Origin of the sequence: Nocardiopsis tropica (assembly GCF_042660575.1) — a bacterium.
GTDB lineage: Bacteria > Actinomycetota > Actinomycetes > Streptosporangiales > Streptosporangiaceae > Nocardiopsis > Nocardiopsis tropica.
In genome coordinates this window covers 232,096-253,450 of record NZ_JBHSUF010000012.1, presented here as the reverse complement: position 1 = coordinate 253,450, position 21,355 = coordinate 232,096, and the positions used below count along the sequence as shown (strand labels likewise).

The following is a 21,355-nucleotide window of genomic DNA, read 5'->3' as shown; positions in this document are numbered from 1 at the left end:
GCGGCGGAGGCGGCGCGCACGGGCACGCGCCCCGGGCCCCGCCGATCAGCCCGCTAGACGTCGCGGACGCGCAGCTCGGTGCGGGCCACGATCTGCGCGGCCACGGCCCAGCCCACCACCGCCAGGATGTTCACCGGCCCGTCGTAGGGCGCCGTGTAGAACCCCACGTCGCCCCCCGCGTAGAACTCGACGCCGGCCAGTCCCGGCATCAGCGACGCGGCGTCGCCGATCGCCTGCACCTGGGACAGCTGCATGACCATCGGCAGGCCCAGCAGCACCAGGAAACCCAGGGTGATCGTGCCCGGCATGCTCCGCAGGGCCGTGCCGACACCGGTGAACAGCACCGCGAACAGCGCCATGCACAGGCCCGCGCCCAGCGCCGCCACCACCGCCTCCGGCACGTCGACGCCCGCGTACGGTGCCACGAACCCCGCCAGCACCGCCACCCCCACCAGGGTCGAGAGCACCCCCACCCCGAAGGCCAGGCCCGCGGACACCAGCGTGCGCGCCGCCAGCACCACTTCCCGCCTCGGCCGCCACAGCAGCGTGCTCGTGACGCTCTGGTTGGCGAACTCACCGGTGGAGGCGAGCGCCGCGAGGACCAGCACCGCGAACTGCACCAGGTAGTAGTGCCCCTGGGAGGTGAGCCGCATGAACGCGGCGCTGTCCGCCTCGTCCGGGTTCTCCAGGATGCGCGTCAGCTCGGTGTAGCCCATCAGGGCCGCGAACACGGCCATGCCCGCCAGCGCCACCGCGACCACCGCCCAGGTGGACCGCAGCGACGACTGCCGGACCCACTCGGCCCCGGTCTCCCGGAGCAGTTCGGCGCCGGCCCGGGGCGGCCCCTCCCCGCCGGAGCTCCGGGGCGCCCCGGCCCCCGGCCCCCTTCCGAGGGCGACCGCTCCGCCGGCCTCCTCCCCGGGAGCCCCGCTCCCCCGCCCGGCCCGTCCGCCCTCGCGCGTACCGCTCATCCCGTCCCACCTTCGCATTCCGCCGCCTCCCGTGGCCTCTCCGTCCAACCGCCGTCCCGTCCGCATCAGGCCGCCGTCCCCCCGGTCCCGACCGGGGAGGCCGGGCCCGCCGCCCCGGCGCCGGTTCCCGTGCCGGAGGCCCCGGCGGACCGCCGCGCGACCCCCGCCGCACGGGAGCCGTACTCGACGGCGTCCCCCGTGAGCTCCAGGTAGGCCTGTTCCAGCGACGCCTCCACGACCCGCAGGCCGTGGACCCGCGCGCCCGCCGCGTGCGCGTGGTCGCCGACCTCCTCCGCGCCGAGTCCGAACACGCGCAGCCCGGCGGCGGGCCCGCCGCGCTCGTCCGCCGCCGGTCCCCGGCCCGGTGCGCCGGGGACCGGTTCCCCGCCGGGGACCTCCCCCGCACCGGTGCGGTCCGTGCCGACCGCGTCCCCCGCTCCGTCCCCGCCGTCCCCGGACGCGTCCTCGACGCGCACCCCCGGGCCGGCCTTCTCCAGCCGCTCCCGCAGCCGACCGGCGTCCGGACTGCGCACCAGGACGTGCTTGCGCGACCACGCCGCGATCACGTCGTCGAGGGGGGCGTCCGCGATCAGCCTCCCCCGGCCCACGACGACCAGGTGGTCGGCGACCATCTCCATCTCGCTCATCAGGTGGCTGGAGACGAACACCGTGCGGCCCTCGGCAGCCAGCCCCCGCGTCAGGTCGCGCATCCACCGCACGCCGTCCAGGTCGAGCCCGTTCACCGGTTCGTCGAACAGGAGCACGCCCGGGTCGCCCAGCAGGGCGTCGGCGACGCCCAGCCGCTGCCTCATGCCGAGCGAGTACCCGCCGACCCTCCTGCGGTCGACCTCCGCCAGCCCGACCTCCGCCAGGACCTCGTCCACCCGGCGCCGGGGGATCCCCGCTCCCACCGCCTTCGCGGTGAGGTGCGCGCGGGCGCTGCGGCCCGGGTGCGCGGCCTCCGGGGACAGCAGTGCGCCGACCTCGCGCGAGGGGCGCGCCAGACGTTCGTACACCCGCCCGTTGACCAGGGCCTCCCCCGACGTGGGCCGGACCAGGCCCAGCAGCACCCGCATCGTGGTGGACTTCCCGGCGCCGTTGGGCCCCAGGAACCCGGTCACCCGCCCCGGCTCGGCCGTGAACGTCAGCCCGTCCACGGCCTTCCCCCTCCCGTAGCGCTTGGTCAGGTCTCGTACGGTGATCACCGCGTCCCCTCTCTTTCCTCCGGAACCTCGGTGCACCACGCTAGGAACCGGGGCCCCCTCCCCACATCTGTGGTTCGTCGGGGCCCGACTACTCACTTGTGCCTAGAGTCCGGAGGCACCCGTGCGCGAGACCGACCGCCGCCACGCGGAGCTGCTGTGAAGGGCGCCACCTCACGGGTCACGGGACGCGACCCGCCGACATCGCCGCCGCGCTGGGCGGCACCGATCGTGGGCGGCCGCCCACGCGGCCGGGCTGTACCAGCGGGGCCTGTCCCCGGTCGCCGACCCGCCCGTTTCACGCGGCCGGGACCGCGGGTAGGCCCCGTTCGAGGCCGGACCGACCCGGCCGGAACGGGGGAGGACATGCGGGCGTCCGTCGGCGACCACGTGCACATGCACGGCGTCACCAGCACAGAGGGGCAGCACACCGGGGAGATCGTGGAGGTGCGCGGGGCCGAGGACGGCCCCCCGTACGTGGTGCGGTTCCCGAACGGCCAGGAGCGGTTGGTCTACCCCGGGCCGGACACGGTGGTGGAGCCCCGCAAACCGGTGGACTGACGGCGGCACGGGGCGGCGGGGAGGCCGCCGCCCCGTGCCGGGGGGGCCGCCTGTCCGGGGGCGGGGCCCCGAGCGCCCCGCACGCGGTGGTCCCGCCGACCGCTCATTCGGTCACGCGGTCATCCGGTCATCCGGTCACGCGGTCCAGGAAACCCGACAGGTTGGTCATGGCCCGCTCGATCTGCTCGTCCACGGTGAGGGACTCCTCGAACCGTCCGCCGGTCTCCGGTTCCTTCTTGCGGCGCACGTACAGCGAGCAGGCGAAGTCCGCGCACATGTGCAGCCCCACCGTGTTCCCCTCCCGTCCGGCCTTCCCCGCCCGGGGCGCGGCCATCAGGGTCACCCCCTGGCCCGGATGCGTCGTCAGGCACACCGAGCACATGCTGCGGCGCAGCCCCGTCCGCACGCTCGGCAGCCGGAACGCCACCCCCACGAGGCCCTCGTCCCGTTCGATGACCAGGTAGGCGCGCTCGTGCGCGGTGTGGTCACGCCAGCCGAGGAAGTCCAGGTCCTCCCACGGACGCGTCGCGAGGTCGCGCGGCAGGGCCAGCCTCGTCGCCTCCCCCTTGGAACAGTTGACGAACGATCCGCGGATCTCCTTCTCGGTCACAGCTCTCATGGTGGAAACGCTAGACCTGCGCGGACGTCCCCGGCAACGGGATATCCGCCGCGGGGATCTGCGGGCTCCGCGGGCGGGTACGCCGGGAACGTGACGGCCCGCCGCGGGGGCCGGAGGCTCCCGTGCCGTCAGGCGCCCGGGGGGACACCCTTCCCGCCCCACGCGGCCAGCACCCGGTCGATGCGGTCCGCGATGCGGGAGCGCGCCTCCTCGCGGGGGACGCCGGCCATCAGCAGTTCGTCGTAGTCGGTGTCCTCGTGCCGGATCGACGCCACGACCGCGCGGCGCACCGCCCCCGGGTCCAGGGCGCGGCCCGCCGCCGACCGGCCCACCCTTCCGCTGCCGCGGGTGCCCGCGTGCTCGGCGATCCGCAGCGCGCGGCCGTCCGGGCACCCCGGGAACCGGAGGGCGATCTCCTCGGCGAAGCGCCCCTGGAACTCCACGTCCTGCGCCGCGCGGCGGACCGCGTCCCGCTCGCGTCGGCGCTCCCGGACGTCCTCGTCCGCCAGGCACAGGGCCTCGGCCCTCTCCAGCGCGGACTCCTCCACGAGCAGGCCCGTCCTCCGGTGCTTGCGGCGGGAGGGGACCCAGCGCATGACGACCGCCGAGAGCCCGCTCTCCTTCTTCGCGCGGCGGGTGAGCGCGGCGTCGCCCGCCGGCAGGAAGACGAGGTGGTCCATGTCGGTGCAGGACAGGCAGTGCGGGGCGTCGTCCTCCCTGCGCTGCAGGTCCGTCCCTGGCTCCCCGCAGGAGGCGCACTCCCACGGCCCCGCGGACTCCAGCACGACGAGGTCGGGGGCCTTGGTACGGCGCTTCTCCTCCCGCTTGCGCTGCGCCCCGGTCGCGTCGGGCGAGATCCAGTGGGCCCGGAAGGCCTCTTCCCAGAGCGGATCCCCGTCGGCCGTGAACCGCAGGTCGCGCCGTTCACGGGACGCGGCGAGGTACTCGCCCTCCTCCCGCGTCATGCGCTGCCGCTCGGCCCACGCGCGCAGGAGCTCGACGGCCTCGCGCTGCCGGGCGGCGGGTGCCTGGACGAGCGCGTCGAGGGAGTCGGCGCGCCCCTGGCGCCAGGTGTCGAGGGCCTTGTCCGTGACCCATCCCAGGGAGGTGAACGCGTCCAGCACGGACACCGCCCCGCGCCGTGCGACGGCGCCGGTCGCGGCGGCCGACACCCTGCGTCCCAGCTTCGTCTCCAGATCCGGCTGCATGCCCGTGTTCCCCGACCGTTCCGCTCATCCGACGTCTCGGCGCACCAGCCTAGTGTCGCCTCCGCCCGGGGCGGTCCGGCCTTCGCACCCGGCGGGCGGGACGGCGGGGCGAAGCTCCGGGACGCCCGCCGACGTGCCCGTGAGCGCGGCGGAGCCGGGGTTCAGTCCCGCCCGAGGAGGCGGGCGACGTGGAGAACGGCGCCGGAGGCGAGGGCGGCGAGTGCCAGCGAAGCGGCGAAGGAGGCGCCCCAGAGGACGACGCCCTCCAGCGCGACCCACTCCTCGAGGGCGCGGCGGGTGGCCTCCCGGGACACCATGAACACGAGCACGAAGACCGCGAAGGAGACGACGGAGGAGATCCTCACCCTGCCTCCTCCCCGCTGCCCGGTGCCGGCTCCGGCACGGCCCACACCCTATCCGGGACGCGCCGCAGGCCGTGAACCGGGACCGGGACGCCGCCGCGACACCCCCACCGGCTCGCGCGGCGCCACCCGGACGGTCCCGTGGCGGTCCGCGCCTTCCCCATCCGTGTCGGACGGGCCGTGCGCGCGTCCTGCCCGGCGGCGGCACCCCCGCCGCCGGGGAGGACGAGGCGGCCGTTCGGGCACGCGCCGCGCGCCTGCGGGCCGGGCGGCACGCGTCCCGGCCGTGTCACACCCCGGCCCGGCCGGGGCCGCGGGCGCACACTGGGCACGGGCCCGGACACCGCCGGGCCCGCGTCGAGGAGGACACATGGAACTCGGTCTGCACACAGCCGACTTCACCTGGGCCGGCGGGGCCCCCGCACTGGGCCGCACGCTCGCCGAGACGGCCCGCCACGCCGAGGCGGCGGGGATCGCCCGCATCACCGTGATGGACCACCTGTGGCAGATGGGCGACGCCACCGGCCCCCGCGAGAACGACATGCTGGAGGCCTACACCACCCTCGGGTTCCTGGCCGCGAACACCGAGCGGGTGCTGCTGCACACCCTGGTCACGGCGGCCGTGTACCGGCATCCCGGCGTCCTGGCCAAGCAGGTCAGCACCCTGGACGTGCTCTCCGGCGGCCGGGCCGGGCTGGGCATCGGCGCCGCCTGGTACGAGGACGAGGCGCGCGGGCTCGGCATCCCGTTCCCGCCGACGGCCGAGCGGTTCACACGCCTGGAGGAGACCCTCCAGATCTGCCTCCAGATGTGGGGCGACGGCGACGGCGCCTACCAGAGCGAGCACTACCAGCTGGCCCGCACCCTGAACTCGCCGCAGAACCTCTCCGTCCCGCACCCGTACCTGATGGTCGGCGGCACGGGCGAGCGCAAGACCCTGCGGCTGGTCGCGCAGTACGCGGACGCCTGCAACCTCTTCGGCGGCCCCGAGGCCCGGCACAAGCTCGACGTCCTCAGGGGCCACTGCGACGCGGTGGGCCGCGACTACGACACGATCGAGAAGACCGCCACGTTCCCCTTCACGCCGAACACGACCCGGGGCGCCCTGGTCGGACAGCTGCTGGACCTGCGGGAGGCCGGGTTCACGGTGGCGTACGCGTTCGGCCAGGGGTTCCCGGACCCCCGCCGCGCGATCGACCTGCTGACCTCGGCGCTCCCCGAGGTCGCCGAGGCGTAGGCCGCGCCTCCGCGGCCCGGCCCTAGCGCTCCCCGGCCTCCAGGTCGGCGACGATCCCGGCGACGGCCTCCTTGGCGGTGCGGCCCGCGCCGATGAGGGTGGCCGAGGCCGCCCCGGTCCAGTCGCCGTATCCCAGGAGGGTCAGGCGCGGCTCGTCCGCGGAGCGGGTCCCGTCCAGGGCGATCCGCCCCTCGCCGGCCGACGGCACGAGCGGGGCGAGGTGGTCGAGTACCGGACGGAAGCCGGTGCACCACAGGATCGCGTCGCAGTCCAGGACCGTGCCGTCGGCCCAGGCCACGCCCGTGGCGGTGACCCGGTCGAACATCGGCTCCGCCTCGAGGGCGCCTCGGGCGCGGGCCTCGCGCACGCCCGGCACGGCGACGATGTCGCCGAGGTCCCCGGGGCCGGGGGCCCCGGCCCCCGAGCCGTCGCGAACGGCCCTCTGGCGCCGGGTGGCGATGGCGAACAGCGCCCGGCCGTCCACGTCGTCGGGCAGGAACCGCGGCGGCCGGGAGGTCGTCCACGTGGTCGTGGCGACCTCGGAGAGTTCGGCGAGGATCTGCGCGGCCGAGTTGCCGCCGCCGACGACCACCACCCGCCGCCCCGCGAACGCGCCGGGGCCCCGGTAGTCCGCGGTGTGCGCCTGGACGCCCCCGAAGTCCTCGCGGCCCGGGACGGAGGGGATGTACGGGGCCCTCCACGTCCCGGTCGCGCTGACGACGTGCCGGGCGTGCCAGGTCCGCGTACCGGCGCGGACCGCGAGTCCGCCGGGTTCGCGCTCCACGCCCGTGACGGTCACCGGGCGGCGCACCGGAAGCCCGTAGCGCCGCTCGTACGCGGACAGGTACCGGGCGACGTGCCCGGCCGAGGGGTACTCCCGCCCCTCCTCCCGCGGCATCCACCAGCCGGGCAGCATGCTGTGCTCCGCCGGGGAGAACAGCCGCAGCGACCCCCAGTACTCGTTCCAGGACCCGCCCGGCCGCGTCCCGGCGTCCAGGACGACGAAGTCGGCCCCCGCCCTCCTCAGGTAGTACCCCGCGGCGAGCCCGGCCTGGCCTCCGCCGACCACCACCGCGTCGAACCTGTGGTCACGCGCGTCCATCCCGTCCCCTCCGTGCTCCGTCCCACCGTGCCCGTCCCCGCCGCCCGGTCCTCCCCCGGCGGCCCTCCTACCTCCGACCGGGGGCGAACCTCCGCCGCCAGGCCAGGGAGACGTAGACCAGGGCGATGAGCACGGGTACCTCGATGAGGGGGCCCACCACTCCGGCCAGGGCCTGGCCCGAGGTGACGCCGAAGGTCGCGATCGCCACCGCGATGGCCAGCTCGAAGTTGTTGCCCGCCGCGGTGAAGGCCAGCGTGGCGGTGCGGTCGTAGTCCAGGCCGATCGCCTTGCCGAAGGCGAAACTGCCGAACCACATGAGGGCGAAGTAGGCCAGCAGCGGAACGGCGATGCGCACCACGTCCAGCGGCCGGCCGGTGATCCTGTCCCCTTGCAGGGCGAAGAGCAGCACGATGGTGAACAGCAGCCCGTACAGGGCCCAGGGGCCGATCCGGGGCAGGAACGCCGACTCGTAGCGCTCCCGCCCCATCCTCCTCTCCCCGAGCAGGCGGGTCAGGAACCCCGCCGCCAGGGGGATACCGAGGAAGACGACCACGTTGAGGGCGATCGGCCAGGGACCGACGTCCAGCCCGTCGGTGTCCAGGCCCAGCCACCCGGGGAGCAGGTCGAGGTAGAACCAGCCGAGCACGCCGAACACGAGCACCTGGAAGACGGAGTTGAGCGCCACCAGGACGGCGGCGGCCTCGCGGTCGCCGCAGGCCAGGTCGTTCCAGATGACGACCATGGCGATACAGCGGGCCAGGCCGACGATGATCAGGCCGGTGCGGTACTCGGGCAGGTCGGCCAGGAAGATCCAGGCCAGGGCGAACATCACCGCGGGGCCCACGACCCAGTTGACCACCAGGGAGGACACGAGCAGCCGGGTGTCGCGGGTGACGGTGTCCAGCCGGTCGTAGCGGACCTTGGCCAGCACCGGGTACATCATGACGAGCAGGCCCAGGGCGATGGGCAGCGAGATCCCGCCGACCTCCATCGCCGCCAGGGCCCCGTTCAGCCCGGGGACCAGGCGGCCCAGGCCCAGGCCGACAGCCATGGCGAGCAGGATCCACACCGCCAGGAACCGGTCCAGGACCGAGAGCCCGGCGGCGACGGACCCGTCCGTGCCGCCGGCCGTCTTGTCGGTCGGGGTCATCAGCACGGCCTCCGGTTCCCGGCCGCGCCGGAGGAACGGGCCGTGGCGGCCAGTCCGGCCAGCCCCTCGGAGAGGGTCTCCAGGGCCTCGGGGCGGAGCCGGTAGTAGGTGAACCGGCCGCAGGGCTCGGTCTCCACCACCCCCGCCTCGCGCAGGATCCGCAGGTGGTTGGACAGGTTGGTCTGCCGGGCCCCGGTCTCCTCCACGAGGTGGGTCGTGCACAGGGTCTCGCGGGCCAGCAGGGTCACGATCCTCAGGCGCAGGGGGTCGGAGAGCACTCTCATCGAGTCAGCATTCACTGATATCAGCACATGCTGATACTATCGCACCGTCAGCTCCCGAGCACACGTGCCACCGCACCCGGAACCCGACAGGGGCCATCACCATGGGCGACCACGACAAGCCGTCGGTCCTGTTCGTCTGCGTGCACAACGCCGGACGCTCCCAGATGGCCGCGGCCTGGCTCCGCCACCTGTCCGGGGGCCGGATCGAGGTCCGCTCGGCGGGCTCCGCCCCCGCCGACTCGCTCAACCCCGCCGTCGTCGAGGCCATGGCCGAGGTCGGCGTCGACATCACCGGCCAACGCCCCCGGGTCCTCACCCCCGAGGCCGTCGAGGCCTCCGACGTGTGCGTCACGATGGGATGCGGCGACGCCTGCCCGTTCTTCCCCGGCAAGCGCTACCTGGACTGGGACCTGCCCGACCCCGCAGGCCGGGGCGTGGAGGCCGTCCGCCCCATCCGCGACGAGATCAGGAGGCGCGTCGAGGCCCTCGTCCGCGAGCTCGTGCCCGACGGGGCCTGACCGCCGCGCCCCTCCATCCGGGACCGCCGCGGCGGGATCCCCCCTCCGCCCGGCGCCCGCCCCGGACGCCCGGGTATCGGACCCGCGCTGCTCACACCGCGTGCATGACCGATACACCGCGCCCGCCGGGGGCCTTGCCCCGGCTTCCCCCGGTCTGCACCCGGCCCCGGGGCCCGTGACGGGCGGCCGCGTTTCCACGGGCACCGTACGGCGCAGACCCTTCACACACAGCAACCGATGTGAAGGATTCCCTTGCGCCCGTCAGCTCTCACCGCAACAGCCGGCGCCCTCGGCCTCGCCGTCCTCGCCCTCTCCCCCGCCACCGCCCACGCGGCCGCGCCCGTCCCCCTCGCCGACGCCGTCGCGGCGCTGCCCGTCGCCGGCGAGAGCCGGGAGGGCTACGACCGCTCCCTGTTCCCGCACTGGACCGACCAGGACCGCGACGGCTGCAACACCCGTATGGAGGTCCTGATCGCCGAGGCCACCACCGCCCCCGAGGCCGACGAGCGGTGCCGCCTCACCGGGGGCGAGTGGCAGAGCTACTACGACGACCGCGTCCACACCGAGGCGCGGGGGCTCGACATCGACCACATGGTGCCCCTCGCCGAGGCCTGGGACTCCGGGGCCTCGGAGTGGACCACCGAGCGGCGCCGCGCCTACGCCAACGACCTCGACGAGGAGGTCGCCCTGGTCGCGGTCACCGCGGGGGAGAACCGCGCCAAGGCCGACAAGGACCCGGCCCAGTGGCTGCCCCCGTCGGAGGCCGCCCTGTGCCGGTACGTCACCGAGTGGACCACCGTGAAGACGCGCTGGTCGCTCAGCGTCGACCAGGCCGAGGCGGACGTCCTCGCGACGACCGCCGCGGAGTGCCCCGACGCCGTGGTCGACACCGTGCCCGCGGCCTGACCCGCCCGCCCGGGCGGGTCAGGCGTCCGCCTTCTCCCGCTCCGCCCGGGCGGTCCCGCGCCGCGCCCTGAACAGCTTCTGCGCGAGCGGGAGGAGGACCACGACGGCCAGCAGCAGGAACAGCGTGCCGGAGATCGGCCGGGTGAGGAACCCGGTCGGGTCCCCGTCGAAGACGAGGAGCGAGCGGCGCAGCGAGGTCTCCAGCAGGGACCCGAGGACGAACGCGAGCACCAGCGGGCCGGGCTCGAAGCCGAACTTCTTCATCAGGTAGCCGACCAGGCCGAACACCACCACGAGGGCGATGTCGAAGACGCTGTTGCGGACCGTGTAGACGCCCACCAGCGTGATCAGCACGGTGATCGGGGCGAGGATGCTCCCCCGGACCCGCAGGATCTTCACGAACAGCCCCACCAGCGGGATGCTCATGATCAGCAGCAGGATGTTCCCGATGTACATCGAGTTCACCACGCCCCAGAACAGGTCGGGGTCCTCGGAGACCAGCTGCGGCCCGGGGGTCACGCCCTGGATCATGAGCGCGCCGAAGATCATCGCCATCGTGGCGTTGGCGGGGATCCCGAGCGTGAGCAGCGGGATGAAGGAGGAGGTCGCGGCCGCGTTGTTCGCCGACTCCGGCGCGGCCACGCCCTCGACCGCTCCGTGGCCGAAGCGCTCGGGCGTCTTGGACCGGCGCTTCTCCAGCGCGTACGCCGCGAGGGACGACAGCGTGGCGCCGCCGCCGGGGAGGATGCCGAGGAAGAAGCCGAGCACGGAGCCGCGGCCGATCGCCCCGGACGACTGGCGCAGGTCGGCGCGGGAGGGCCACGCGTTGGCCACCCTGGCCGGGGCGACCGCGCCCTTCCTCCGCTCCTCCAGGTTGTAGAGGATCTCGCCGAGGCCGAAGACGCCCATCGCGATCGGGACGAAGTCGAGCCCGTCCGCCAGGGAGAGGGACTCGAAGGTGAACCGCTCCGCGCCCGTGAACATGTCGCGTCCGACCGTGGCCAGGAGGAGGCCGAGGCACGCGGCGACGATCGCCTTCACGCGCCCGCCGTTGCTGACCGTGGCGACCAGCAGGATGCCCAGCAGGGCCAGCGCCGTGTACTCCGGGGGGCCGAAGTCCAGGGCGAAACCCGCGACCACGGGCGCGAGCAGCGACAGGGCCACGATCGACACCGTGCCGCCCACGAAGGACCCGATCGCCGCGATGCCGAGCGCGGTCCCCGCCCTGCCCTTGCGCGCCAGGGCGTGGCCGTCGAAGACGGTCACCACGGAGGAGGCCTCGCCGGGGAGCCGGAGCAGGACGGAGGTGATGGTGCCGCCGTACTGGGCCCCGTAGAAGATGCCCGCGAGCATGATGATCGCGGTCACCGGCTCCACCCCGAAGGTGAGGGGCAGCAGGATCGCGATGGTCGCCGCCGGGCCGAGTCCGGGGAGCACGCCGACCAGCATCCCGACCACGACGCCGAGCAGGCAGTAGAGCAGGTTGGCCGGTTCGAGGACGACGCCGAACCCGTCGATCACGGGGGTCAGGAAATCCATCGTCGCTCCTAGAAGAGATGGGGGATCGGCACTGCCAGGACAGCGACGAAGAGCAGGTAGAAGGCGACCACGATGCCGAGGCTGGTCAGGACGGACAGGCGCCAGGACTCGCCGCCGATGAACCGCAGCCACACGAAGGCCAGCACCGCGGCCGGGATCTCGAAGCCGATCACCCCGACGAGGGAGGCGAAGGCCGCCATGGTGGCCAGGCCGGCCAGGACCGCCCAGCTGGACGAGGAGAACCTCTCGGCGTCCCGGGTCCGCCGCGCCTGGAACACCAGGGCGGCGCCGAGGCAGGTGATCGCCGCGCTGACCAGGAACGGCCACATGCCGGCGGAGGGGGCCGACGCCTCGCCCAGGCCGAGCGACCACGAGCCGGCCAGCCCGGCGGCGCCGAGGGCGACGACCACGAGGGCGACCACGGTGTTGGTCACGGGTCCCGCGGGGGGCGGTGCGGGCTCCTCGGCCGTCTCCGGTTCGCCGGGGCCGGGCCCGGACGGTTCACCGGTCTCCGCCCCGTCCGGGCCCCGCCGTCCGTCGGGGGCCTCCGTCGCGCCGGAGGCCCCGGCGCCGCGACCGGACCCCTCCGGCGCCCCCGGCACGGCGGCGGCCTCCTCAGCGCCCGCGCCGGCCTCCGGGCTCCCGCCCCGCGAGGTGATCACTGCGAACCGCCGAGGTCGATGCCGTACTCCTCCGTCATGGACCGGTACGACTCCAGGGAGGACGTCCACTCCTCGACCACCTGGTCGCCGGGGATCTCGTGGGCGGTGAGCAGGTTGTCCTCGTTGAAGGCCCGGTACTGCTCGGTGGCGAACGCGGCCTCGCACGCCTCGCGCAGGCGCTCCAGGACGTCGTCGGGGGTACCGGAGGGGGCGACGAGCGCGCGGTACTGGGCCACCTCGACCTCGTACCCCTCCTCGACGGCGGTGGGGGTGTCCTCCAGGAACTCGTTGCGCTCCGCGGAGAAGGTGAGGAGGGCGTTCAGCTCACCGGCCTCGATCTGCCCGATCGCCTCGCCGAGCTGGATCGCGGCGACGTCCACCTGGTCGCCGAGGACGGCGGTGAGCGTGGGCGCGCCGCTGTTGAAGGGGACGGCGGTGCCGGAGATCCCGGCCTGGTTGAAGAGGAGCTCCTGGGCGAGCTGACTGCCCGTGCCCACCCCGGTGGTGCCGAACTTGAGGTCGTCCCCGGCGTCCTCCAGGTCCGCGAGCGTCTCCAGGCCGGAGGCGGGGGACGAGACCAGCACGTAGTCGTCGCGGGAGATCCCGGCGACCACCTCGAAGTCGTCGATGGCGACGGCCTCGTCCTCGGAGACCGCGAGGGGGGTGATCGCGGTCAGGGAGGCGTTGACGAGCAGCAGGTTCTGGCCGTCCGGCTCCTGGCCCGCGACCTCGTTGGCCGCCAGGGCGCCGTTGGCGCCGGGGGTGTTGACCACGGGGGCGGCGACGCCGAGGTCGTCCGTGAGGCCCTCGGCCAGGGCGCGGGCGATCAGGTCGGTGCTCCCGCCCGGGTCCTGCCCGACGGCGATCGTGATCGGCCCGCTCGGGAACTCGCCCCCCGCCGCGCCGCCGGACAGGTTCCCGCCGCACGCGGCGACGGAGAGGGACAGAGCCGCGGTGAGCCCGAGGACCGCCCCTGGACGTGCGGTTCTCTTCCCTGGCGCCTGGGTCATGCGAACTCCTTCGATCCGGCGGGTGCCCGCCACTTCGTGCACTGTGAGTGCCGTCACGTTCGTGAGTGTCTGGCAGCCTAAGAGGAGTCATCCATGCATGTCCAAGGCAAATACGGCATAAGATGATACCTTTCTGGCATCATGTTCTCCTTCGACCAGCTGCGCGGCTTCGTCGCCGTCGCCGAGGAACTGCACTTCGGGCGGGCGGCCGAACGGCTCTCCATGACGCAACCCCCTCTGAGCCGCCAGATCCAGAAGCTCGAACGCACGGTCGGCGTGCAGCTGCTGGAGCGCGACCGCCGGCGCGTGTCCCTGACCGCGGCGGGCGAGGCGTTCCTCATCGAGGCCCGCCGGCTGCTCACCCTGGCGGAGAGCGCGCCGGACCACGCCCGGCGGATCTCGGCGGGGTCGAGCGGGACGCTCAGGATCGGGTTCACCGCGGCGTCGTCCTACGGCCCCCTCGGCGGGCTCCTGAACCGCCTGGAGGAGGTCCTGCCGGAGATCAACATCGAGCTGTTCGAGATGGTCACCCGCGAACAGGTGGCGGCGCTCCTCAACGAGGAGGTCGACCTCGGTCTGGCGCGGCCCCCCTTCGACACCGAGCTGTTCGGCTCCCGGGTCCAGCACCGCGAGCGGATGCTCGTCGCCGTGCCGGAGGGCCACCCCCTGGCGCGGCACGCGGGCCCCGTGGCCGCGGAGGAGCTGGTCGACGTGCCGCTGATCATGCACTCGCCGACCAGGGCCCGCTACTTCTACGACCTCGTGGTGCGCCTGGTCCCCATCTCCCACCAGAACGTCGTGCACACGGTCAGCCAGGTCCTGACCATGGTGTGGCTGGTGGCCGCGGGGAGGGGGGTCGCGTTCGTGCCCCGGTCGGCGACCGGGCTGGGCATCGACGGCGTCGCCTACCTGGAGATCGCGGACCTGCCGGAGGACCCGGTCGAACTCCACCTGCTGTGGCTGCGGGAGTCGCGCAACCCCGCCGTGCGGCGGGCCCTGGAGGCATGGCCCCCGGAGGGGGCCGCCTTGCCGTGATACCCGTCCGGTATCAGTTAATGCCCAACAACTCTTGGACAGCATCGAACGCTTCTCCGTACGGTAACGGCAACACCGCCCCGGCCCCTGCCAGGGAGACCCCGACCTGCCGACCTAAGGATGACGTGTGACTCTGATGCACCCCGGTGAGCTGGCGACCCGGCTCAAGTCCGGCCTCCTCTCGTTCCCCGTCACCCACTTCGACCAGGACCTCGCGTTCGACGAGACCCGCTACCGCGAGCACCTCGCGTGGCAGTCGGGCTTCGGCGTGGCCGGGCTGTTCGCGGCCGGGGGCACGGGCGAGGGCTTCTCGCTGACCTCGCCCGAGATCGACCGGGTCGTGCGCGCCGCGGTCGACGAGGTCGCCGGGGCGGTGCCCGTGCTCGCCCCCGCGACCGGCGGGACGGCGACGGCGAAGGCGCAGGCCAGGGCCGCCCAGGAGGCGGGGGCGGACGGGATCCTGCTGCTGCCCCCCTACCTGACCGAGGCCGGGCAGGCCGGGCTGGTCGAGCACGTCACGGCCGTCTGCTCGGCCACCGACCTGGGGGTCATCGTCTACAGCCGCGCCAACGCGGTGTTCACCGACGAGAGCGTCGCGGCCCTCGCCGACCGCAACCCCAACCTGATCGGCCTCAAGGACGGCGTCGGGGACGTCGAGCTGATGACGCGGATCTACGCCAAGGTCGGCGACCGGCTGATGTACGTGGGCGGGCTGCCCACCGCGGAGACCTTCGCCCTGCCCCTGCTCCAGCTCGGGGTCAGCACGTACTCCTCCGCGCTGTACAACTTCCTCCCCGAGTTCGCCCTCGGGTTCTTCGAGTCGGTGCGCGCCCAGGACCGCGAGGCGGTCTACCGCAAGCTCAACGACTTCGTGATCCCCTACCTCGACATCCGCGACCGGACGCGCGGCTACGCCGTGTCCATCGTCAAGGCCGGCCTGAACGCCGTCGGCCGCGACGGCGGCCGGGTCAGGCCGCCCCTGAGCGACCTCAGCCCCGCCGAGACCGACGAACTGGCCGCTCTCATCGCCAAGGTCTCCTGAGCCGGAACCCCGGACAGAACCCGCCGCACCCCTACCAGGAGGTACCGCAGTGCCCGTCGAAGGAAGATCGCTCGTGGCCGGGGAACCGGTCGAGGGGAACGCCGGTTCCCTCCTCGCCACCGACCCCGCCACCGGTGAGGAGGTCGGACCGGCCTTCGGCCTGGTCGGTTCCGCGCAGATCGAGGCCGCGACGCGGGCGGCGGAGGCCGCCTTCGACGCCTTCCGGGCCCAGACCCCGGCGGAGCGGGCCGCCTTCCTCCGCAGGATCGCCGACAACATCGACGGGATCGGCGAGGAGCTGACCGCGCGGGCCGTGCGGGAGACCGGCCTCCCGGCGGCGCGGCTGGAGGGCGAGCGGGGCCGCACCGTCGGCCAGCTGCGGATGTTCGCCGACGTGGTGGAGCAGGGGGACGCCCTCCAGGCGCGCATCGACCCCGCCCTCCCCGACCGGCGCCCCGCCCCCCGCCCCGACGTCCGCCAGGCCCACGTGCCGCTGGGCCCCGTGGTGGTCTTCGGGGCGAGCAACTTCCCCCTCGCCTTCTCCACCGCGGGCGGCGACACCGCCTCGGCGCTCGCGGCGGGCTGCCCGGTCGTGGTGAAGGCCCACAACGCCCATCCCGGCACCGCGGAGCTGGTCGGCCGGGCGGTCGCCCGGGCGGTCGCGGACAGCGGGCTCCCCGGGGGCGTGTTCTCCCTGCTGTTCGGCGAGGGCAACGGGATCGGGCAGGCCCTCGCGGCCGACCCGCGCGTCAAGGCCGTGGCGTTCACGGGCTCGCGCGCCGGGGGCCTCGCGCTCATGCGGACCGCCGCCGCCCGCCCCGAACCCGTCCCCGTGTTCGCCGAGATGTCCTCCTCCAACCCGGTCGTCGTCCTGCCGGGCGCGCTGGCCGGCGGCGCGGCCGAGGAGCTGGCGGAGGCGTACGTGGGCTCGCTGACCCTCGGAGCGGGCCAGTTCTGCACCAACCCGGGGCTCGTCCTCGTCCCCGCCACGCCCGACGGCGACCGCTTCTTCGCCGCCGCCGAGCGGCTGGTCACGGAGGCCACCGGGCAGACCATGCTCACCGGCCCCATCGCCGCCGCACGCGCCGCGGGCACGGACGCCCTCGCCGCCGAGCCCGACGTCGAGACGGTCGCCACCGGGACCGACGGCCCCGGCCCGAACGCGCTCGCGCCGATGCTCCTCGCCACCGGCCTGAAGTCGTTCACCACCCGGCCCCGCCTCCAGGAGGAGGTCTTCGGCGCGGTCGGCCTGCTGGTCCGCTACCCCGCGGACGGGCTGTCGGCCGAGGCCCTGGCGGAGTCTCTCGCCGAGGCGCTGGAGTCCTTGGAGGGACAGCTCACCGCCACCCTGCACGCCGACCCCGCGTCCGCGGACGACGCCGTCGCCGTGCGGCGGCTGATCCCCGTCCTGGAGCGCAAGGTCGGCCGCATCCTCTTCGGCGGCTGGCCCACCGGTGTGGAGGTCAACCACGCGATGGTGCACGGCGGCCCCTTCCCCGCCACGTCGGACCCGCGCAGCACCTCCGTCGGCAGCCTCGCCGTCCACAGGTTCCTGCGGCCGGTCGCCTACCAGTCCGTGCCCGACGCGTTCCTCCCGCCCGCCCTGCGCGAGGCCAACCCGTGGGGACTGAGCCGCCGCGTGGACGGCTCCGTCGTACCGGCGGAGGGGCGAGCATGAGCCCCCGGACCCCGACCGTCGTGGACCTCGAGGTGGTGCCCGTCGCCGGGCACGACAGCATGCTGCTCAACCTCAGCGGCGCCCACGGCCCCTTCTTCACCCGCAACATCGCGATCCTGACCGACAGCGAGGGCCGGACCGGGGTCGGCGAGGTCCCCGGCGGGGAGCCCATCCGGCGCACCGTCGCCGACGCCGCCGGGATGGTCGTCGGCCGCCCGGTCTCGCACGTCCACCAGGTGCTCCGCGAGATCGGGGAGGCCTTCGCCGGACGGGACGCGGGCGGGCGCGGCGAGCAGACCTTCGACCTGCGGACCACCGTCCACGCCGTCACCGCCGTCGAGTCCGCGCTCCTGGACCTCCTCGGCCAGCACCTGGAGGTCCCCGTCTGCGAGCTGCTGGGGGAGGGCCGGCAGAGGGACCGGGTCCCCATGCTCGGCTACCTCTTCTACATCGGCGACCGGGACCGGACCCCGCTCCCCTACCTCGCGGAGGCCGACCCCAAGGACGACTGGGAGCGCCTGCGGCGCGAACCGGCCCTCACCCCCGACGCGGTGGTCGCGCTCGCCGAGGCGGCGCGCGAGAGGTACGGCTTCCGCGACTTCAAGCTCAAGGGCGGGGTCCTCGCCGGGGAGGAGGAGGTGGAGACGGTGCGGGCCCTGGCCGCCCGCTTCCCCGACGCCCGGATCACCCTGGACCCCAACGGGGGCTGGCTCCTGGAGGACGCCGTCCGGCTCTGCTCGGGGCTGGACGGGGTGCTCGCCTACGCCGAGGACCCGTGCGGGGCCGAGGGGGTGTACTCCGGCCGCGAGGTGATGGCGGAGTTCCGCCGGGCCACGGGCCTGCCGACGGCGACCAACATGGTCGCCACGGACTGGCGGCAGCTCGCCCACAGCGTGCGCTCGCACGCGGTGGACATCCCGCTCGCGGACCCGCACTTCTGGACCATGCGCGGATCGGTGCGCGTCGCCCAGCTGTGCCACGAGTTCGGGCTCACCTGGGGCTCGCACTCCAACAACCACTTCGACATCTCCCTGGCGATGTTCACGCAGGTGGGCGCGGCGGCGCCGGGGAAGATCACCGCCCTGGACACCCACTGGATCTGGCAGGACGGCCAGGCGCTCACCCGCGAGCCGCTCCGGATCGCGGACGGCGCGATCGAGGTGCCCACCGCCCCCGGGCTCGGCGTGGAACTCGACAGGGACGCCCTCGCGGCCGCCCACGAGCTCTACCTCGAACACGGGCTCGGGGCGCGCGACGACGCCGCGGCGATGCGGTACCTCGTCCCCGGCTGGTCCTTCGACCCCAAGCGGCCCGCGACGGTCCGGTGAGCCCCGCGTCCACCCGGGGCCTCCCCGGACCCCGCACGCGCCCGGGCCGCCACGGCCGGGGCGCGTGCGCGCGGCGGGACCCCGCCGCCGCAGCCCTCCCGCACAACCACACCCTGGAGACACCATGACCGCCCAGCCCGGTTCCGACAGCGGGACGACCCCCCGCGCCCACGCGGCCGCGGACAGGATCAGCGAGGTCACGCTCTCGCGCGTCGACCTGCCCCTCGCCTCCCCCATCAGCGACGCCAAGGTGCTGACCGGGAGGCAGAAGCCGCTCACGTCGGTGTCGATGCTGTTCGCCGAGATCCGCACCGAGGAGGGCCTGGAGGGGGTCGGCTACACCTACTCCAAGCGCGCGGGCGGCTTCGGCCAGTACGCGCACGCCCAGGAGATCGCCCCCGAGCTGATCGGCGAGGACCCCAGCGACATCCAGCGGATCTGGACGAAGCTGGTGTGGGCGGGCGCCTCGGTCGGCCGCAGCGGGCTGGCCACCCAGGCGATCGCGGCGATCGACATCGCCCTGTGGGACCTCAAGGCCAAGCGCGCGGGGCTGCCGCTCGCCAAGCTGCTGGGCGCCCACCGCGACGCGGTGGACTGCTACAACACCTCCGGCGGGTTCCTGTCCACGCCGCTGGACCAGGTGCTCGACAACACCCGCGCCGCGCGCGCCAGCGGGATCGGCGGCATCAAGATCAAGGTCGGCCAGCCGGACTGGCGCGCCGACCTGGCCCGCGTCTCCGCCGTCCGCGAGGAGCTGGGCGACTTCCCGCTGATGGTGGACGCCAACCAGCAGTGGAACCGCAGCACCGCCGTGCGGATGGGCCGGGTGCTGGAGGAGTTCGACCTCGTCTGGATCGAGGAGCCCCTCGACGCCTACGACTCCGAGGGCCACGCGGCGCTCGCCCGGGAGCTGGCGACGCCGATCGCGACCGGCGAGATGCTGACCAGCGCGGCCGAGCACGAGGAGCTGATCCGGGCGGGCGCGGTCGACTTCATGCAGCCGGACGCCGCGCGCGTCGGCGGGATCACGCCGTTCCTGAAGATCATGGCCCGCGGCCAGCAGGCGGGGATCCGGATGGCGCCGCACTTCGCCATGGAGATCCACCTGCACCTGGCCGCCGCCTACGAGATCGACCCCTGGGTGGAGCACTTCGACTGGCTCCAGCCGCTGTTCGACGAGCGGCTGGAGATCGAGGACGGGCGCATGCTCGTCCCCGGCCGCCCCGGCCTGGGCTTCACGATCAGCGACCAGGCCCGTGCCTGGACCGACCAGAGCGTCCGCGTCGACGCCGACGGGCGCACCACCCTCTCGGGCTGACCCCGCCCGGCAGGACCGGCCGGGGCCCGCGCGACACCGCGCGGGCCCCGCGGCGTTCCCGCCCGGGGCCGTTCCGGAGCGGTCAGTTCTCGCCGTCGTACCTCTCGCGTGCGCGCTCGACGCCGTCCATGTTGTCGGTGGTCCAGCGCAGGAGCGCGTCGATCAGGTCCTGGAGGGTCTTGCCGAGCGCCGTGATGCGGTACTCGACGGCGATCGGGCGCGTGCTCGTGACGACGCGCTCGACCATCCCGTTGCGCTCGAGGCGCCGCAGCGCCGCCGTCAGCGACTTCTGCGTCACGACGGGGATCGCGCGGCGCAGCTCGTTGAAGCGCTGCGGCTGCTCGCACAGCTCCTCCATCACCTGGAGCGACCACTTGTCGAGCACCTGGTCGAGGAGCTCGCGGTGCGACGCGGTGATCCCGGAGGCGTAGGAGGCGAAGGGGGCGGTTTCCTGCATGACACCTGGTCTCGTTGAAGTTCCCTTTATGTACCTAGTAGACATGGGATACCACCAAGGCGCAACCGGAGGGATCTCCCATGACCGTGCAGCTGTTCTCCCCCGAGGGCATGATGCAGCCCGTTCCCTACAACCACGTCTCGGTCAGCACCGGCACCCGCCACGTGCACGTCGCCGGGCAGATCGCGCGCGACGCCGACGCGAACCCCGTCGCGACGGGCGACCTGGCCGGCCAGGTCGCGCAGGCCCTGCGCAACACGGCGCGCGGACTGGACGGAGCCGGGGCGACCTTCGGCGACGTCGTGCGCCTCAGGTTCTTCGTCACGAAGTGGCAGCCCGAGATGATGGGCGACTTCATGGCGGGCGTCGAGAGCGTCGCCGGGGAGCTGGGCCTCCCGCAGCCCTTCCCGCCCGTGTCGCTCATCGGCGTCGACTACCTCTTCGAGCCCGACGTGCTCGTCGAGGTCGAGGCGTACGCCGTCCTCGACTGAGCGGACGCCGGCGGCCCCGCGTCCCTCCGGACGCGGGGCCGCCGGCGTTCGCGGGGCGGGGGCGCCGCGGGCGCGCTCCCCGTCCCCGACGGTCACCCCCGTGGGCGATGCTGGAGTCATGACCGACCCTGACCAGCCGCGCATCCCCGAGCCCGACGTCGAACACCTGGCCGCCACGCTCCGCCGGCGCCGCGAGGAGCTCGCCCACGCCTCCGGTGTCCGGATCGGACGCGGGGACGTGGTGCACAAGCTCGCCACGCACATGTGGGCCGGTGTGGCCGTGCCCGCCATCGCCTGCCACGCGGCCGTCGACCCCCTCCGGCTGACCTCCTCTTCCGGGCCCGTCACGTGCCGCCGCTGCCTGGGGCGCGGCCGCGGCGAACGCGACCGCCAGACCCCGGGCCAGACCGTCCTGGACCTCTGACCCGCGAGGGGGCGGCCGGAGGGCGGCGCCGGGACGTGCGGCGGGAAGGGCCGCTCGCCCGGTCCCCCGAGCCGGTTCCGGCCTCCGCTCCGCTCCGCACCGGACCGCCCGACGCACAGGCCGCGGGCCGGGCACCCCGCCGAACCGGTCCGCGACTCCCCTCCGACACAGCAGACACCCCCGACGACCGCCGCCGACGTGCACCGGGGAAGACCGGACATGCCCGATCGGCCACGGCTGTTCGTCCGCCG

23 protein-coding genes are annotated in these 21,355 nt (G+C 74.3%); 11 read left to right on the top strand and 12 right to left on the bottom strand.

The window, feature by feature from the left end; all coding sequences use genetic code 11:
• Positions 1–53: 53 nt before the first annotated feature.
• Together ACFQBR_RS20845 and ACFQBR_RS20840 are read right to left on the bottom strand one after the other, a co-directional pair.
• Positions 54–971 (bottom strand): ABC transporter permease, encoded by a 918-nt coding sequence (locus ACFQBR_RS20845; protein WP_344185457.1) that lies wholly within the window; start codon positions 969–971, stop codon positions 54–56.
• 65 nt (positions 972–1,036) lie between these two features.
• Positions 1,037–2,176 carry an ATP-binding cassette domain-containing protein gene (locus tag ACFQBR_RS20840; protein ID WP_378554149.1) on the bottom strand — a complete coding sequence of 380 codons (1,140 nt, stop codon included), beginning with the start codon at positions 2,174–2,176 and terminating at the stop codon, positions 1,037–1,039.
• 363 nt (positions 2,177–2,539) lie between these two features.
• Here ACFQBR_RS20840 and ACFQBR_RS20835 point away from each other — a divergent pair, with 363 nt between their 5' ends.
• The gene (locus ACFQBR_RS20835) at positions 2,540–2,734 is read left to right on the top strand and encodes a DUF1918 domain-containing protein (RefSeq protein WP_344185459.1); all 195 of its coding nucleotides are present in this window, start codon (positions 2,540–2,542) and stop codon (positions 2,732–2,734) included.
• A 127-nt stretch (positions 2,735–2,861) separates the two neighbouring features.
• On the opposite strand, the gene ACFQBR_RS20830 is transcribed toward ACFQBR_RS20835, so the two are convergent.
• The 3 genes from ACFQBR_RS20830 to ACFQBR_RS20820 form a co-directional block, all read right to left on the bottom strand.
• Entirely contained in the window at positions 2,862–3,353 is a 492-nt protein-coding gene (locus ACFQBR_RS20830; RefSeq protein ID WP_344185460.1) for an FBP domain-containing protein, read from the bottom strand.
• 128 nt (positions 3,354–3,481) lie between these two features.
• A complete protein-coding gene (locus tag ACFQBR_RS20825; protein ID WP_344185461.1) occupies positions 3,482–4,561 on the bottom strand; it encodes a DUF2293 domain-containing protein in 1,080 nt (359 codons plus the stop codon).
• Positions 4,562–4,722: 161 nt separating this feature from the next.
• Positions 4,723–4,926 (bottom strand): hypothetical protein, encoded by a 204-nt coding sequence (locus ACFQBR_RS20820; protein ID WP_267947851.1) that lies wholly within the window; start codon positions 4,924–4,926, stop codon positions 4,723–4,725.
• 367 nt (positions 4,927–5,293) lie between these two features.
• Here ACFQBR_RS20820 and ACFQBR_RS20815 point away from each other — a divergent pair, with 367 nt between their 5' ends.
• Positions 5,294–6,160, top strand: coding sequence for an LLM class F420-dependent oxidoreductase (locus tag ACFQBR_RS20815; protein ID WP_344185462.1), 867 nt, complete (start codon positions 5,294–5,296; stop codon positions 6,158–6,160).
• Positions 6,161–6,182: 22 nt separating this feature from the next.
• Here the strand turns inward: ACFQBR_RS20815 and ACFQBR_RS20810 are convergent, their stop codons facing one another.
• The 3 genes from ACFQBR_RS20810 to ACFQBR_RS20800 form a co-directional block, all read right to left on the bottom strand.
• The gene (locus ACFQBR_RS20810; protein ID WP_344185463.1) at positions 6,183–7,262 is read right to left on the bottom strand and encodes an ArsO family NAD(P)H-dependent flavin-containing monooxygenase; all 1,080 of its coding nucleotides are present in this window, start codon (positions 7,260–7,262) and stop codon (positions 6,183–6,185) included.
• 67 nt (positions 7,263–7,329) lie between these two features.
• Positions 7,330–8,412, bottom strand: a complete 1,083-nt coding sequence (arsB, locus tag ACFQBR_RS20805; RefSeq protein WP_267947847.1) for an ACR3 family arsenite efflux transporter — start codon at positions 8,410–8,412, stop codon at positions 7,330–7,332.
• Positions 8,412–8,696: an ArsR/SmtB family transcription factor gene (locus tag ACFQBR_RS20800; RefSeq protein ID WP_267947846.1), complete on the bottom strand. Its 285-nt coding sequence runs from the start codon at positions 8,694–8,696 to the stop codon at positions 8,412–8,414. The genes arsB and ACFQBR_RS20800 overlap by 1 nt, the downstream gene beginning before the upstream one ends.
• A 101-nt stretch (positions 8,697–8,797) precedes the next feature.
• On the opposite strand from ACFQBR_RS20800, the gene ACFQBR_RS20795 reads away from it, so the two are divergent.
• On the top strand, positions 8,798–9,214 hold the full coding sequence (locus ACFQBR_RS20795; RefSeq protein ID WP_344176517.1) for an arsenate reductase ArsC: 417 nt from the start codon (positions 8,798–8,800) through the stop codon (positions 9,212–9,214).
• Between the two features lie 252 nt (positions 9,215–9,466).
• Positions 9,467–10,120: an HNH endonuclease family protein gene (locus ACFQBR_RS20790; RefSeq protein WP_344176519.1), complete on the top strand. Its 654-nt coding sequence runs from the start codon at positions 9,467–9,469 to the stop codon at positions 10,118–10,120.
• 18 nt (positions 10,121–10,138) lie between these two features.
• On the opposite strand, the gene ACFQBR_RS20785 is transcribed toward ACFQBR_RS20790, so the two are convergent.
• The 3 genes from ACFQBR_RS20785 to ACFQBR_RS20775 are packed head-to-tail and all read right to left on the bottom strand — an operon-like array spanning position 10,139 to position 13,331.
• Positions 10,139–11,659, bottom strand: coding sequence for a tripartite tricarboxylate transporter permease (locus ACFQBR_RS20785; protein ID WP_344176521.1), 1,521 nt, complete (start codon positions 11,657–11,659; stop codon positions 10,139–10,141).
• Positions 11,660–11,667: 8 nt separating this feature from the next.
• Complete coding sequence (locus ACFQBR_RS20780; RefSeq protein WP_344176523.1) at positions 11,668–12,321, bottom strand: tripartite tricarboxylate transporter TctB family protein; 654 nt, start codon at positions 12,319–12,321, stop codon at positions 11,668–11,670.
• Positions 12,318–13,331: a Bug family tripartite tricarboxylate transporter substrate binding protein gene (locus tag ACFQBR_RS20775; protein ID WP_344176525.1), complete on the bottom strand. Its 1,014-nt coding sequence runs from the start codon at positions 13,329–13,331 to the stop codon at positions 12,318–12,320. The genes ACFQBR_RS20780 and ACFQBR_RS20775 overlap by 4 nt, the downstream gene beginning before the upstream one ends.
• Positions 13,332–13,472: 141 nt before the next feature.
• Here ACFQBR_RS20775 and ACFQBR_RS20770 point away from each other — a divergent pair, with 141 nt between their 5' ends.
• The 5 genes from ACFQBR_RS20770 (at position 13,473) to ACFQBR_RS20750 (ending at position 19,732) form a co-directional block, all read left to right on the top strand.
• A complete protein-coding gene (locus ACFQBR_RS20770) occupies positions 13,473–14,366 on the top strand; it encodes a LysR family transcriptional regulator (RefSeq protein WP_344176527.1) in 894 nt (297 codons plus the stop codon).
• 136 nt (positions 14,367–14,502) lie between these two features.
• Positions 14,503–15,408: a 5-dehydro-4-deoxyglucarate dehydratase gene (gene kdgD, locus ACFQBR_RS20765; RefSeq protein ID WP_344176690.1), complete on the top strand. Its 906-nt coding sequence runs from the start codon at positions 14,503–14,505 to the stop codon at positions 15,406–15,408.
• Between the two features lie 73 nt (positions 15,409–15,481).
• Positions 15,482–17,086: an aldehyde dehydrogenase (NADP(+)) gene (locus tag ACFQBR_RS20760; RefSeq protein ID WP_344176529.1), complete on the top strand. Its 1,605-nt coding sequence runs from the start codon at positions 15,482–15,484 to the stop codon at positions 17,084–17,086.
• Complete coding sequence (locus ACFQBR_RS20755) at positions 17,083–18,414, top strand: enolase C-terminal domain-like protein (RefSeq protein ID WP_344176531.1); 1,332 nt, start codon at positions 17,083–17,085, stop codon at positions 18,412–18,414. The genes ACFQBR_RS20760 and ACFQBR_RS20755 overlap by 4 nt, the downstream gene beginning before the upstream one ends.
• A gap of 124 nt (positions 18,415–18,538) precedes the next feature.
• Positions 18,539–19,732 carry an L-talarate/galactarate dehydratase gene (locus ACFQBR_RS20750; RefSeq protein ID WP_344176533.1) on the top strand — a complete coding sequence of 398 codons (1,194 nt, stop codon included), beginning with the start codon at positions 18,539–18,541 and terminating at the stop codon, positions 19,730–19,732.
• Positions 19,733–19,814: 82 nt separating this feature from the next.
• Here ACFQBR_RS20750 and ACFQBR_RS20745 read toward each other — a convergent pair whose 3' ends face one another.
• On the bottom strand, positions 19,815–20,189 hold the full coding sequence (locus ACFQBR_RS20745) for a winged helix-turn-helix transcriptional regulator (protein WP_267947836.1): 375 nt from the start codon (positions 20,187–20,189) through the stop codon (positions 19,815–19,817).
• Between the two features lie 80 nt (positions 20,190–20,269).
• On the opposite strand from ACFQBR_RS20745, the gene ACFQBR_RS20740 reads away from it, so the two are divergent.
• Both ACFQBR_RS20740 and ACFQBR_RS20735 read left to right on the top strand, forming a co-directional pair.
• Positions 20,270–20,680 (top strand): RidA family protein, encoded by a 411-nt coding sequence (locus ACFQBR_RS20740; RefSeq protein WP_344176535.1) that lies wholly within the window; start codon positions 20,270–20,272, stop codon positions 20,678–20,680.
• A 118-nt stretch (positions 20,681–20,798) separates the two neighbouring features.
• Positions 20,799–21,104 carry a hypothetical protein gene (locus tag ACFQBR_RS20735; protein ID WP_344176537.1) on the top strand — a complete coding sequence of 102 codons (306 nt, stop codon included), beginning with the start codon at positions 20,799–20,801 and terminating at the stop codon, positions 21,102–21,104.
• Positions 21,105–21,355 lie beyond the last annotated feature (251 nt).

Coding starts and splice junctions, on each gene's coding strand:
- ACFQBR_RS20845 (WP_344185457.1), bottom strand. CDS start 971: ATGAGCGGTACGCGCGAGGGCGGACGGGCCGGGCGGGGGAGCGGGGCT.
- ACFQBR_RS20835 (WP_344185459.1), top strand. CDS start 2,540: ATGCGGGCGTCCGTCGGCGACCACGTGCACATGCACGGCGTCACCAGC.
- ACFQBR_RS20830 (WP_344185460.1), bottom strand. CDS start 3,353: ATGAGAGCTGTGACCGAGAAGGAGATCCGCGGATCGTTCGTCAACTGT.
- ACFQBR_RS20825 (WP_344185461.1), bottom strand. CDS start 4,561: ATGCAGCCGGATCTGGAGACGAAGCTGGGACGCAGGGTGTCGGCCGCC.
- ACFQBR_RS20815 (WP_344185462.1), top strand. CDS start 5,294: ATGGAACTCGGTCTGCACACAGCCGACTTCACCTGGGCCGGCGGGGCC.
- ACFQBR_RS20810 (WP_344185463.1), bottom strand. CDS start 7,262: ATGGACGCGCGTGACCACAGGTTCGACGCGGTGGTGGTCGGCGGAGGC.
- arsB (WP_267947847.1), bottom strand. CDS start 8,412: ATGACCCCGACCGACAAGACGGCCGGCGGCACGGACGGGTCCGTCGCC.
- ACFQBR_RS20800 (WP_267947846.1), bottom strand. CDS start 8,696: ATGAGAGTGCTCTCCGACCCCCTGCGCCTGAGGATCGTGACCCTGCTG.
- ACFQBR_RS20795 (WP_344176517.1), top strand. CDS start 8,798: ATGGGCGACCACGACAAGCCGTCGGTCCTGTTCGTCTGCGTGCACAAC.
- ACFQBR_RS20785 (WP_344176521.1), bottom strand. CDS start 11,659: ATGGATTTCCTGACCCCCGTGATCGACGGGTTCGGCGTCGTCCTCGAA.
- ACFQBR_RS20775 (WP_344176525.1), bottom strand. CDS start 13,331: ATGACCCAGGCGCCAGGGAAGAGAACCGCACGTCCAGGGGCGGTCCTC.
- ACFQBR_RS20770 (WP_344176527.1), top strand. CDS start 13,473: ATGTTCTCCTTCGACCAGCTGCGCGGCTTCGTCGCCGTCGCCGAGGAA.
- kdgD (WP_344176690.1), top strand. CDS start 14,503: ATGCACCCCGGTGAGCTGGCGACCCGGCTCAAGTCCGGCCTCCTCTCG.
- ACFQBR_RS20755 (WP_344176531.1), top strand. CDS start 17,083: ATGAGCCCCCGGACCCCGACCGTCGTGGACCTCGAGGTGGTGCCCGTC.
- ACFQBR_RS20750 (WP_344176533.1), top strand. CDS start 18,539: ATGACCGCCCAGCCCGGTTCCGACAGCGGGACGACCCCCCGCGCCCAC.
- ACFQBR_RS20745 (WP_267947836.1), bottom strand. CDS start 20,189: ATGCAGGAAACCGCCCCCTTCGCCTCCTACGCCTCCGGGATCACCGCG.
- ACFQBR_RS20740 (WP_344176535.1), top strand. CDS start 20,270: ATGACCGTGCAGCTGTTCTCCCCCGAGGGCATGATGCAGCCCGTTCCC.
- ACFQBR_RS20735 (WP_344176537.1), top strand. CDS start 20,799: ATGACCGACCCTGACCAGCCGCGCATCCCCGAGCCCGACGTCGAACAC.